This is a genomic window from Pseudomonas sp. TE3552 (assembly GCF_056278945.1).
The window spans coordinates 1888427-1902006 of sequence record NZ_JBWBQJ010000001.1 but is presented as its reverse complement, the minus strand read 5'-3'; the positions used below and the strand labels follow the sequence as shown (position 1 = coordinate 1902006).

The window sequence follows — 13580 nt, the reverse complement described above, 5'->3', positions numbered from 1 at the left end:
ATAGTTGCGACCAATGGTCAACGGTCAGGCCTAGATGACCGCAACTACCCAGGAACAAGTTATGACTATTGTCGAGCAAAATTCATCGCTGCCGAGCGATCCGACTTCCCTATACACTTCGACCCTCGACCCAGCGCTGACAACGTCGATTACGACCAACGCTCTGAGCGTCGTGGTCTCCGGCGCGAACGTTACGCTGGACGAAACGGCCGGGCTGCAGAACGCCACTGCTACTTCAGGCTCTGCGGGAGACGCTGACGACAACGACATTCTGCTGGGCTCCCTGCCCTCGACTTTCTCTACCCGTTTGACCGCACTGGCGGCAGGTACCGCAACGGGTGCGGCCTTGAGTGGCTATACCGGTGCCGCAGGCAACACCGGCAGCAATGCGTTCAGCGTCAGCGCTGACCCCGGAGCAACCATCACCAATATCAGCTTCGTCGACAGCACTGGCGCACCGCTCAATGGCCTGGACAGCGGACTGGATACTATCAATGGCACCAGCATCCTTCTGTATACCGATACCAACGACAACATCCTTCTGGGCCGAGCCGGAGGCCCAACCGGCGCGATCGTGTTCGCGGCCTATATCGAAGAAACCGGATCGCCGCTCTCGGGCGGAAAAATCTGGACCGTGGAGTACCAACCGCTCAAGCATCCAGATGCGACGAACCCCGACGATGCAGTCAATCTGCTGAATAAGGTGTTCATCGGAGCCGGTCAGGACGCGGAATTCAGTCTGGCCAATGCACCGTCGGGCCAGCAGTTGTTCCTGATGTTCACGACCATGGGCGCGACAGCCGATGCGAACGGCCGGATTCCCGGTGTCTCGATCGTCGTCACCGGCAGGGATCCGCTGGATCAGTCGGCAAGCAGTGCTGCCATCACCAGCGCCGACACGGTCAACAGCAGCCAGGGCGGCGGCAGCACGACCCTGGGCACCAACAACCAGGCGATCACCGAACAGGAAGGCCTGCGCTTCAGCTTCGTCACCGGTGCCAAGGCGGACTTCACGATCCCCAACCTGACCCCGGGCGAAGCGGGTGTCGAACAGAACATCGACTTCACCCAGTACTTCGGCGCCCGCTCCGCGACCTTCAAGGTCGTGCAGGAGACGGGCGGCACGACCGCGAAGCTCTTGCTCACCGCCGTCAAGAACGCCGATAACGTCAGCGGGTCGCAGAGCGGCGTCAACTTCATCAACAGCTACGCCAACGACAGCACCGAAAAGGTCGCGATCATCAACGGCAGTGTCACCGTGAAGACGTTCGCGGGCGCCACCGTCAGCGGCGCCGTTATCACCTACAACGCCGACGGCACGGTGCTGATCACCGGCGTTCCGACCGACTCGCAGATCACCTACAGCACGGCGACCGACCACAACCGCGTGATGATCGAAAACGCCGGGTTGCTGACCGACAAGAGCGGCGACAAGACGCACGCTGACTTCGACATTGGCGGCTTCAAGGTGCTGCAGTCCAGCACGTCAACCGCTGAAATCGGCTCCAAGATGATCTTCGAAGACGATGGGCCAAGCATCAGCACCACCGGCACCGAGCCAACACTGACGGTGGACGAAACGGTGCTGGCGACCAACGATACCAAGAGCTTTGCCGCCAACTTCACTTCGGCGTTTGGCGCCGACGGTGCGGGCACGCTGACCTATGCGCTGGGCGTGGTGGCAGGTGCCTCCGGGTTGACCGACACGGCCACCGGCCAAGTGGTGAATTTGTCGGTTAACGGCGGCGTGGTCGAAGGCCGCACGGCGCTGAGCAACGATCTGGTATTCACGGTCAGCGTGGCCGCCAATGGCGACGTCACCCTCGACCAGCTCCGCGCCGTGGTGCATCCCGATGCGACCAATCCCGATGATTCGAAGAGCCTGACCTCGGACAGCCTGGTGACGCTGACCGCAACCAAAACCGACAAGGACGGCGACAGTGCCCAGGCGACCCTCAACATTGGGCAGAACCTGGTGTTCAAGGATGACGGACCGAGCATCAGCACCACCGGCACGGAACCAACGCTGACGGTGGACGAAACGGTACTGGCGACCAACGACACCCAGGGCTTTGCCGCTAACTTCAGCTCGGCGTTTGGCGCCGACGGTGCCGGCACCCTGACCTATGCGTTGGGCGTGGTGGCAGGTGGCTCTGGGCTGACCGATACGGCCACCGGTGAGGCAGTCAACCTGTCGCTCAACGGCGGCGTAGTGGAAGGCCGCACGGCCACGACCAGCCAGCTGGTGTTCACGGTCAGCGTCGCTGCCAACGGCGACGTCACCCTCGACCAACTCCGGGCCGTGGTGCATCCCAACACGACCAATCCCGATGATTCGAAGACCCTGACCGCGGACAACCTGGTGACGCTGACGGCAACCAAAACCGATAAGGACGGCGACAGCGCCCAGGCGACGCTGAACATCGGGCAGAACCTGGTGTTCAAGGACGACGGACCGAGTATCAGCACCACCGGCACAGAGCCGACGCTGACGGTGGACGAGACGGTGCTGGCGACCAACGATACCAAGGGCTTCGCGGCCAACTTCACCTCGGCGTTTGGCGCTGACGGTGCGGGTACGCTGACCTATGCGCTGGGCGTGGTCGCGGGTGCCTCCGGGCTGGTGGACACGGCCACGGGCCAAGCAGTGAACCTGTCGGTTAACGGCGGCGTGGTGGAAGGCCACACGGCCACGAGTAACGATCTGGTGTTCACGGTCAGCGTGGCCGCCAATGGCGACGTCACCCTCGACCAGCTCCGCGCCGTGGTGCATCCCGACACGACCAATCCGGATGATTCGAAGACGCTGACCTCGGACAACCTGGTGACCCTGACGGCGACCAAGACCGACAAGGACGGCGACAGCGCCCAGGCCACGCTGAACATCGGGCAGAACCTGGTGTTCAAGGATGACGGGCCAAGCATCAGCACCACCGGCACCGAGCCGACGCTGACGGTCGATGAAACGGTGCTGGCGACCAACGATACCAAGAGCTTTGCCGCCAACTTCACCTCGGCGTTTGGCGCTGATGGGGCCGGCACGCTGACCTATGCGCTAGGCGTGGTAGTGGGTGCCTCCGGGCTGGTGGACACGGCCAGCGGCCAAGCGGTGAACCTGTCGCTCAACGGCGGCGTGGTGGAAGGCCGTACGGCCACCAGCAACCTGCTGGTGTTCACGGCTAGCGTGGCCGCCAACGGCGACGTCACCCTCGACCAGCTACGGGCCGTGGTGCATTCCGACCCAACCAATCCCGATGATTCGACGACCCTGACCTCGGACAGCCTGGTGACGTTGACCGCAACCAAGACCGACAAGGACGGCGACAGTGCCCAGGCGACCCTCAACATTGGGCAGAACCTGGTGTTCAAGGACGATGGGCCAAGCATCAGCACCACCGGCACGGAACCGACGCTGACGGTGGACGAAACGGTGCTGGCAACCAACGACACCCAGAGCTTTGCGGCTAACTTCAGCTCGGCGTTTGGCGCTGACGGTGCGGGTACACTGACCTATGCGCTGGGCGTGGTAGCGGGCGCCTCCGGACTGACCGACACAGCCACCGGCCAAGTGGTCAACCTGTCGGTTAACGGCGGCGTGGTGGAAGGCCGCACAGCGCTTAGCAACGATCTGGTGTTCACGGTCAGCGTGGCCGCCAACGGTGACGTCACCCTCGACCAACTCCGGGCGGTAGTGCATCCCAACGCCAGCAATCCCGATGATTCGAAAACCCTGACTTCGGACGATCTGGTGACCCTGACGGCAACCAAAACCGACAAGGACGGCGACAGTGCCCAGACCACCCTGAACATCGGCCAGAACCTGGTGTTCAAGGACGACGGACCGAGCATCAGCACCACCGGCACCGAGCCAACGCTGACGGTGGACGAAACGGTGCTGGCGACCAACGACACCCAGGGCTTTGCCGCCAACTTCAGCTCGGCGTTTGGTGCCGATGGTGCGGGCACGCTGACCTATGCGCTGGGCGTGGTGGTCGGTGCTTCCGGGCTGGTGGACACGGCCAGCGGCCAGGCGGTCAACCTGTCGCTCAACGGTGGCGTGGTCGAAGGCCGCACGGCCACCAGCAACCTGCTGGTGTTCACGGCCAGCGTGGCCGCCAACGGCGAGGTCACCCTCGACCAGATCCGCGCCGTGGTGCATCCCAACACGACCAATCCCGATGACTCGAAGACCCTGACGGCGGACAATCTGGTAACGCTGACCGCGACCAAAACCGACAAGGACGGCGACAGTGCCCAAGCGACCCTCAATATCGGGCAGAACCTGGTGTTCAAGGATGACGGGCCGAGCATCAGCACCACCGGCACGGAACCGACGTTGACAGTCGACGAGACGGTGCTGGCGACCAACGATACCAAGAGCTTTGCCGCCAATTTCACCTCGGCGTTTGGCGCTGACGGTGCGGGGACGCTGACCTATGCGCTGGGCGTGGTGGTGGGTGCCTCCGGGCTGGTGGACACGGCCAGCGGCCAAGCGGTCAACCTGTCGCTCAACGGCGGCGTGGTGGAAGGCCGCACGGCCACCAGCAACCTGCTGGTGTTCACGGCCAGCGTCGCCGCCAACGGTGACGTCACCCTCGACCAGCTACGGGCGGTGGTGCATCCCAACGCCAGCAATCCCGATGATTCGAAGACGCTGTCGGCGGACAACCTGGTGACGCTGACGGCGACCAAGACTGATGGCGACGGTGACAGCGCCCAGGCCACCCTGAACATCGGGCAGAACCTGGTGTTCAAGGACGACGGCCCATCACTCGCCTTCGGCAACCTGATCGGGACCGGTAGCATCCTTCCACAACAAGGGTACTGGGATCATTCGAACGGAGCCGACGGGCTGGGGGCAACCGGTCTGGATATTTCGTTGGTGAATAACCAGTTCACCCTCGTCAGGCCAGACAACACGACCACGACCGGGACCGGCACGCTCACCGAGCAGTCACCCTCACCGGACGTCAATGGCGCCTACCATTTCGCAGGCACGTTGACCGGCGATTTCGACAACAACGCCTCCACGGCGAATACCAGCGTCGACTACACGCTGACCGCCTATAGCAATGGCAGCTATACACTGGACCTGGTGCAAGGCTTCAGTTCGACGATTGTGCTCAGCAGTGCCGACGGCTCGCTCAGTGCCGGCGGCCCGGACCCGGTGCGCACCTTGCTGATCCCGACGCAGAATCCGCCGACCATTCCTTCGCCATCTGAGGAGATTGTGTTCTTTTCCGCGAAAGCAACGGCGTCGACTGCGGACATCCTGACCGGTATCGGGGTCGGGAAACCCGACCCCACCGAAGCCCAGCTACAGACCACCCCGCTGCCGTCGTACATCGACTCGGCGGCCATGAACGTCAGCACGTCCGGCATCGGCGTCGCCAATAACATTCTCCAGGGAGACAGCCTGGCGGCCATCAGCAACGCTGATGAAAGTTTCGTGATCAATCCGGAGAGCCTGCTGACGGGCATGAAAATCTTCATCGACAACTCCGTGGGAGGTTACAACACGGCGACCGAGGACCTGTACTACCGGATCTACTACGAGGATGGCTCGTTTTCGGCCCTCACCGAGGTGAACACCCTGACGCCGGAGGCCGGCGGACAGGTGTCCTTCCTCGTTCAAAAGCAAGGCACGCTGCTGATTGACGCGGTTCAGCTGACGATGGGCCGAGGCGATGTCAAAATCCCGGTGATCCAGTTCATTCAGCAGACCGAGAACCTGGCCAGCGATGTCAAGCTGGCGTTCAACGCGACGCTGACGGACAAGGATGGGGACTCGGCGACGAGCACGTTCGATGCCAACCTGTTCGCCAACGACCTGGGCACCACCTTCGACTTCACCCTGGCTGGCACGACCGGTGAACGGGATGCCTTCAACGTCGATTTGTCATTCACCCAAAACAAGTACCAGGTCACCGGCTTCGATGCGAACGCAGGGCTGCGCGACACGCTGGTGCTCAACGGCGACCAGAGTTCCGTTGTCCAGTCGATCGACAACAGCGGCGCAAACAGCATCGTGACGGTTGCCGAAACGGGCGGACAAATCACAACCATCACCTTGGTCGGGGTCGACCTGCTGAGTACCGACATTGTCCATGGCAGCGCCTGAGGCAGCGCGCGCGTGAAAGAATGCGAGGGTGGGAAACCACCCTCGCATGCCTTACAGGTCTGATATGAGATTCACGGACGGCGACACAGTGACGGCCTGGGCGCCCCAAAGCAATTCAGCGCAGTTCCACCCAAGTGGACTCGGGCGGTTCTTCGTTGTTGGTGAGCCCGTGCTTCTGTGCGTATATCAGCAAGTCGATACGGTTAACGAGATTAAGCTTTTGATAAATGTTACTGAGGTGGTTGTGCACGGTGTGCTCACTGATACCCAGGCGCCCGGCGATGCACATGTATTTGGCAGACGGATCCCCCACGATGGCGCGAATCAGTTCCCTTTCGCGCAGCGTCAGCCGCGCCTGTTTCGCCTGCTCCGAATTGCATTTCAAAGGTATATGCCCGGTCGCGGCATAGTCGGCAAGCCCACCGACCCAGGCTCTGTCCAGTCCGATATCACGATGGTGGACCTGGATGATGGCTCGGATGATCGACTCTGTCGGGTCTTCCGCCAGCACGACGCCGCGTGCGCCCGCCTCTATCGCCTGGGCAACAGGGACGGTTTCGTACAGGCTCTTGAGCACCAGGACTTTCATTTCGGCGGTGCGGGTGAGTCCCGCGACGACCGACAACGGGTTCAGCGCATCCGGAAAGAAACTGAAAAAAATGACATCGGGACGCAACTGATCGGCAAGATCCAGCGCTTTGGTATAGGTGGTGGCCTGCCCGCTCACTTCCATCTGAGGCTTGCGGGCATTGATCAAGTCTTGAAGGCCCATAAGAACAAGAGGACGACAGTCGATCAGCATCACGCTTATTGGTTTTATTTGGGTCGTCATTACCGTCCTGACTCCCTTGAAAAATGAACGATGGCCTCCACCCGTTGGCCTTCCTGGATCAGCAGCTCATTCACCTGGCCACCACGATTGAAGGACAGATGCGAGCGCCGACAGGCCTTGACAGTGCCCGCCCGGGTATTAGCCCTGGGGGACACTTCCACCCGTTGCACCGGCAGGGATTGCGGACGTTCCCAGAAGCCGGGCAAAAGCCATCGAAACAACAGAAACAGGAATAATCATCAATAGGTTGCGTTTGATGACGTGCTCCCTCGAACCGCTCAACTGAGTCTAGGCCAGCCCGGCGCGCTGCCAGCCCAGCCATCCGCCAGTCGTCGAATCAGCCTCCTGCGGACACCCCGGCCGATGTTCCCAAGGGGGCCATCACCCCTAGAAAATCAAGGTCTTAGGCTCGCCGCCGGCGAACTGCGGTCAAAGCCTGCCCCGATCAAAATCGTCAATTAACCGACGAATGGCGTACAGCAAAGTACGACAATAAAACAACCGTCAATTTATCGGCGAAAAACCCACCTCGCCGAGCACCCACAAGCCAGCCCAAGCCCGTGGGCACGCACTGGAAAACCAGCCTGGCTGGAGAGGTATACGACGTCGGCATTGCTGGCAGAATCAGGGGGATGTGAGGTGTGGGCTGGAGCTGCGGGGGCTCAGCCAGGCATTGACGTTTTCGACACTCTCGACAGGCGGCTTGCCCGCCCAGCGATTGAGCGTGAAGACATTGGTGACGAAGTCGTATTGTGTCTTGAGCAGATCACGACGAGCCCGGAACTCGTTGCGTACGCTGGTCAGTACATCGACGGCATTGACCATTCCGTAACTGAGTCCTTTCTCTGCCGCCACTCTGGACAACTGCGCCGAGGCCAGGGCATGCCGGCTCGCACTGATCTTTTCTGCGCTCGAGTTGGCGGTCAGGTAAGCGGTGGTGATCTCCTTGACCACTTGGCGCTGGACTGCTTCCAGTTGCTGCTCCGCCACAATCTGATCCTGGTAAAGCCCACGCACCCGCGCCGAGATTGAGCCGCCGCTGTACAGCGGCACTTGCACGCCAATACCGGCGACATAACTGTCGGTACGCGGCGCCAGGGAGTTGTTGTAGCCCTCGTTGGTCTGCTGCGCGCTCAGAGAAAGGCTCACGGTCGGATAGTGCCCGCCCTTGCCGCCACGCAACGCAGCGCCTGCGGCCTCGACACCACTTTCATTAGCCTTGAGCGCCGGGTTTTGCGCTACCCCCTCGCGGACCCACGTCTCAAGACTCTGCGCCGAGACCTGTAGTTGCACGTCATCGCGAATCCGGTTGAGCTTCTCCTTGACCGGCCGGCCGACGATTTCCGCCAGTGCCTCGCGCGTTATGCTGGCCTGGTTCAGGGCATCCAGTTCCTGCGCCGCCAGCAAATCGACCCGGGCCTTGAGGTCGAGCTGATCGGTAATCAACGCCAGCTGCTTTTCGTACAACGCATTGACTCTGTCCAGACTCTTTTGCGTGGTTTGACGCTCCGCCTTTACCAACTCCAGTTCATCCTCGGCCGCCAACGCGGCGAAGTAACGCTGGGCCAAATCCACTGTGGCCTCGGCCTGGGCCTCCTGCGCTTCTGATTCGGTTTGCTTGGCCAGGCTTTTGAATCTTTGGTAGTTCTCCCACGCGGCCTTGTTGTAGAGATACTGACGCAGCGACAGGCTGTAGATTTCGCTATCGTAACTGCGCTGCACCAGGTCGCTCTCTTGATGAATCCGGTTCTGCCCGGCGTTGAGCGATATCTGTGGTAACAGCGAGCCCAGAGCCTCGCGTTGATGTTCCTCGCCCGCCTTCGCTCGCGCATACGACGCCAACACTCGCGGATCTTCTAGCCGGGCCTCGCGATACAACTGCATGAGGTCAGTGGAGTACGTCGAGGCACTGACCCCGGTCGGCTTTGCTTCAGTGGTTTGCGCCAGAACGGCACCCGCGGCAAACATGAACGCCCCGCCCAGCAGAACTGTCGACGCTCGCATGATCACTCCTCGATCATCGCTTGAGAGATGACATTGCGGGCCGGCTGCAGAAGGTATTGCAACAGCGTGCGTTGCCCCGTGATGATCAACACGTCCGCAGGCATCCCCGGCAGTAATTTGCGATCACCCAAGACGCGCACGCCGGCTTCGGTGACCCGGACCCGCGCCAGGTAATAGGGAGTCCCGGTCTTTTCGTTGACCAGCCGGTCCGCCGAGACACTGATGACCTCGCCCTGGATCACCGGCGTGGTCGCACTATTGAACGCGCCGAAACGGATATCGGCACGCTTGCCGATGGCGATGCGATCGATATCGACCGGAGCCACCTGGGCCTCTATGACCAGTTCAGAAACCGAGGGAACAATGTCCAGCAAGGGCGTCGCCGAGCGCACGACGCCGCCAATCGTGTGCACCGTCATGCCAATCACCATGCCCGATTCGGGTGCGCGGATGATGATATGGCTGAGCCGGTCCTCCAGGGCGGAAGCCTTCTCTTGCAGGTCGTAGATTTTGGTCTGGACATCGGCCAATTGTTTGGCGACATCGGCATTGAAGTCTTTATCGACTTGTAGAATCTGCAGCTGTGTTTCATTGATCTGCAGACGAGTCCTGGTGATGGTCGAACGATGGTCGGCCAATTCGGACTTGACCATTTCAAGCTTGCGCTGCTGCTCAAGCAGACGTTGTTTGTCGACGAATCCTTGCGACAACATGTCGGTCAATTCAACGATTTCACCGCTGTAGGATTTATTCAGTTGGCCCTTGACCCCGATCATCGCCTCCAGCCCCTTGATCTGTTGATTCAACTGACCGATGCGCTCTTTCAGAACCGATATCTGGCCCAGCCGTGACCCCCGTCGTGCGTTGAATACCTGGGTCTCGCCCTGGCGCGCTTCGGCACCTCGCTGACTGTCGGAATCGGTCACGACGTCAAAGCCAATTGCTGGCAGATTGTCCCGCTCAGCCTTGAGTCTTGCCTCCATGGCTCTGGCGGCAATGAGCTGGCTTCGGGTCATCTCGTATTCGGATCGCAGCTGGGCATCATCGAGAATAATCAGCGGGTCATCTTGCTTGACGATGTCACCGTCATGGGCCAACACCTCTTTGACGATGCCACCTTCGAGGTGTTGTACCGTTTTCCGATAAGCCTGCACGGTGACCACGCCAGGCGCGTAAGCCGCGCCATCGATCGGTGCGACCGCCGCCCAGGTGCCGAACACCCCGAAGGTCATCAATAAAATGCCAAAACCCAGGCGACGGATCTTTCGATCAGATACCGCCAGGTCGGCGAAGTTATCTGTTTGACGACTGAGCATCGTACTGTTCATCGGCATCACCCTTGCGAGTAGCCACCGAAGCCACGCTTGCGCCTGCTTGCGTGGCGTGCTTTTGTGCCCGCTGCGCGAGTTCGGCCAGCACTTGTTCGCGTGGTCCATAGAGACTGATAGCGCCATCACTCATCACCATCAGCCGGTCAAGTTGGGACACAATGTTGGTTCGGTGGGTAATCACAAACACGGTTGCACCTGTCAGCTTGAGCTGCTGGATAGCCACCGCCAGGGCACGATCACCGACTTCGTCGAGATTGGAATTGGGCTCGTCGAGGATAATCAGCCGCGGGTTGCCATACAGGGCACGGGCCAGGCCTATGCGTTGGCGCTGCCCTCCCGACAGCATGACGCCATCGCTGCCAATGACGGTGTCATAGCCATCGGGCAACAGCAGAATCATTTCGTGAACGCCGGCAGACTTGGCAGCCAGAACGACTTTCTCGGAATCGACCTCGGCGAAGCGGGCAATGTTCTCGCTGACGCTGCCTTCGAATAATTCAATGTCCTGGGGCAAGTAACCTATGTACGGCCCAAGTTCATGTTTGTCCCACGCACAGATGTCCGCGCCATCGAGCCGGACCACCCCATGCTGCGGCGCCCATACCCCCATCAGTGCCCTGGCCAGGGTGGACTTGCCCGCGGCACTTGGACCGATGATCCCGACAATGCAACCGGCAGGTACGCTGAAACTTATGTTTTTGATGATCGGGGTTTTCGAGCCAGGTGCCGCGACGATCAAATTCTCCACCTGCACATGCCCCTGAGGCGCAGGCAGTGTCATACGCTCGGGCTGAGCCTGTTGTTTATCGAGGATGTCGTTGAGACGGCGGTACTGCGAGCGGGCCGCAATAAAGCCCTTCCAGCTGCCGATGATCAGATCGATGGGGGCCAATGCGCGCCCTAGCAGCACGGACCCGGCAAACACCATGCCTGGCCCCACCTGATGGTCCACGGTCAGGTACGCCCCCAGACCAAGGATCAGCGATTGCACCAGGATCCGGAAAGACCTGGAAAGCGTGCTGATGATGCCACCTCTATCGCTCGCCCCGGACTGCAGCAACAGGACATTTCTCTGGCGACGCCCCCAACGGTCCATAAGGGTATCAAGCATGCCCATGGACTCGATGACTTCAGCGTTGCGCAGATTTTTCGTGGTGTGGAGCGTCGCGCCAATATGTTCCTTGTTAGCCTGGGCAAGTGCCGGCCCCGTCAACCTCTCGTTGAGAAACGCGAGAAATAACAACAACAACGCACTGCCCACCGCTACCCAGCCATACCAGGGATGGAACATGAACATCACAGCGACATAGATAGGCAACCAGGGCGCATCGAAAAAGGCGAACAATCCATTGCCGGATAGAAACTGTCTCAAGCCCGTCAAGTCGTTGAGCGACTGGGCCGAGGCATCCATGCCGCCACTTTCCAGCGCTCGTTTGAAACTGGCCTTATAGACCTGGCGACCCAGCAACACATCCAGCCGGGTACTGACCCGAACCATGATGCGTGAACGGACCCATTCCAGGGAGCCGAGCGTGACCACCAGTCCGGTCATGATCAACGTCAGCATCGCCAAGGTTGTCAGACTTCCGCTGGTTACCACTCGTCCATATACCTGAAGCATATAAAAAGTAGGAACGAGCATCAGCGCGTTGATGAAAAAACTGAAAAAACCAACAGAAACAAAGCTGTCTCTACAGGCTTTCAACGCGATTTTCAGGCTGTTGTCAGGTGCGCTTCGCATGGAAACTCCTGCTCGAAAACCCATCCATTGTGGAGCGTAGATCATGCCGAACGACTGTGTGCAGCAATTGCCGCTAATGCCAATCAGTCAAGCCGAAATGCGATCTGTAGCAGCTGCCGAGCCCGCGAGGTTGCGTTCAACTGCACAGCAGCCTGCCCGACGTAGCGCAATCACTGGCGGCTTCGTCCGAACGCGGCCCGAGCTGAACGCAGGCTTTCTTTGAGTACAAACCAAAACGCCGCTCAAATGAGCGGCGTTTCTGCGTTTGGAGCGAGCAAGAGCTTCGCAGGTAGTTTGCGAGCCTCAGGCGTTGCAGTTCCAGGGACGATCTCCATTCTCGTCCTTGATGCGGGTCGGCAGGCCCATCACATCCAGCGCCTTGAGGAACGGCTCGGCCGGCAGCTCCTCGACGTTGGCCATGCGCTGCACATCCCACTCCCCGCGCGCGACCAGCAGGGCTGCTGCTACAGGTGGCACGCCAGCGGTATAGGAAATGCCCTGGCTGTCGGTTTCTGCGTAAGCTTCCTCGTGGTCGGCCACGTTGTAGATGAACACTTCGCGCAGCTGGCCATCCTTGGTGCCTTTTACCAGGTCGCCGATGCAGGTCTTGCCGGTGTAGCCGGGCGCCAGAGAACTCGGATCAGGGAGCACGGCCTTGACCACTTTCAGCGGCACGACTTCCAGGCCTTCGGCGGTCTTGACCGGTTGCTCGCAGAGCAGGCCGAGGTTCTTGAGTACGGTGAACACATTGATGTAGTGCTCGCCGAAGCTCATCCAGAAACGCACGTTGGGCACGCCGAGGTTCTTGGACAGGGAGTGCACTTCATCGTGGCCGGTCAGGTACAGGTTCTGCGACCCTACGACCGGCAAGTCGTCGGTGCGCTTGACTTCGAACATCGTGTTGCTGGTCCACTGACTGTCCTGCCAGCTCCACACTTGGCCGGTGAACTCGCGGAAGTTGATTTCCGGGTCGAAATTGGTGGCGAAATACTTGCCATGGGAACCCGCATTGACGTCGAGAATGTCGATCGAATCAATGCGGTCGAAATACTGTTGTTGCGCCAGTGCCGCATAGGCGTTGACCACACCCGGGTCGAAGCCCACGCCGAGGATGGCGGTAATGTTCTTCTGCTGGCATTCCTCGAGGTGCTTCCACTCGTAGTTGCCATACCAGGGCGGCGTCTCGCAGATTTTGCCCGGTTCTTCGTGAATGGCGGTGTCCAGGTAGGCCACGCCAGTATCGATGCAGGCACGCAGCACCGACATGTTGAGGAACGCAGAACCGACGTTGATGACGATCTGCGATCCGGTTTCGCGGATCAGCGCCTTGGTCGCTTCGACATCCAGAGCGTTCAGCGAGAAGGCCTTGATGTCGGCGGGCTGCTTGAGGCTACCCTTGGCCTTGACACTGTCGATGATGGCCTGGCATTTGGAGATGTTGCGCGACGCGATAGCAATACGACCGAGTTCATCGTTGTGCTGCGCGCACTTGTGGGCCACCACCTTGGCGACACCTCCTGCACCAATGATAAGTACGTTCTTCTTCAATTT

6 protein-coding genes are annotated in these 13580 nt (G+C 60.2%); 1 reads left to right on the top strand and 5 read right to left on the bottom strand.

Annotated features, from left to right (window positions below):
- Positions 1–61: 61 nt before the first annotated feature.
- The gene (locus ACZ9BB_RS08390) at positions 62–6121 is read left to right on the top strand and encodes a DUF5801 repeats-in-toxin domain-containing protein (protein ID WP_476213346.1); all 6060 of its coding nucleotides are present in this window, start codon (positions 62–64) and stop codon (positions 6119–6121) included.
- Between the two features lie 115 nt (positions 6122–6236).
- Here the strand turns inward: ACZ9BB_RS08390 and ACZ9BB_RS08385 are convergent, their stop codons facing one another.
- The 5 genes from ACZ9BB_RS08385 to ACZ9BB_RS08365 all read right to left on the bottom strand — a co-directional run bounded on the left by ACZ9BB_RS08385 (position 6237) and on the right by ACZ9BB_RS08365 (position 13577).
- The gene (locus ACZ9BB_RS08385) at positions 6237–6953 is read right to left on the bottom strand and encodes a response regulator transcription factor (protein ID WP_476213345.1); all 717 of its coding nucleotides are present in this window, start codon (positions 6951–6953) and stop codon (positions 6237–6239) included.
- Positions 6954–7577: 624 nt separating this feature from the next.
- On the bottom strand, positions 7578–8957 hold the full coding sequence (locus ACZ9BB_RS08380; RefSeq protein ID WP_476213344.1) for a TolC family outer membrane protein: 1380 nt from the start codon (positions 8955–8957) through the stop codon (positions 7578–7580).
- A gap of 2 nt (positions 8958–8959) precedes the next feature.
- Positions 8960–10273, bottom strand: a complete 1314-nt coding sequence (locus ACZ9BB_RS08375) for an HlyD family type I secretion periplasmic adaptor subunit (RefSeq protein ID WP_476213343.1) — start codon at positions 10271–10273, stop codon at positions 8960–8962.
- Positions 10251–12029 carry a type I secretion system permease/ATPase gene (locus tag ACZ9BB_RS08370; RefSeq protein ID WP_476213342.1) on the bottom strand — a complete coding sequence of 593 codons (1779 nt, stop codon included), beginning with the start codon at positions 12027–12029 and terminating at the stop codon, positions 10251–10253. Before ACZ9BB_RS08370 ends, ACZ9BB_RS08375 begins: the two co-directional genes overlap by 23 nt.
- 303 nt (positions 12030–12332) lie before the next feature.
- Positions 12333–13577, bottom strand: a complete 1245-nt coding sequence (locus ACZ9BB_RS08365) for a saccharopine dehydrogenase family protein (RefSeq protein ID WP_476213341.1) — start codon at positions 13575–13577, stop codon at positions 12333–12335.
- Positions 13578–13580 lie beyond the last annotated feature (3 nt).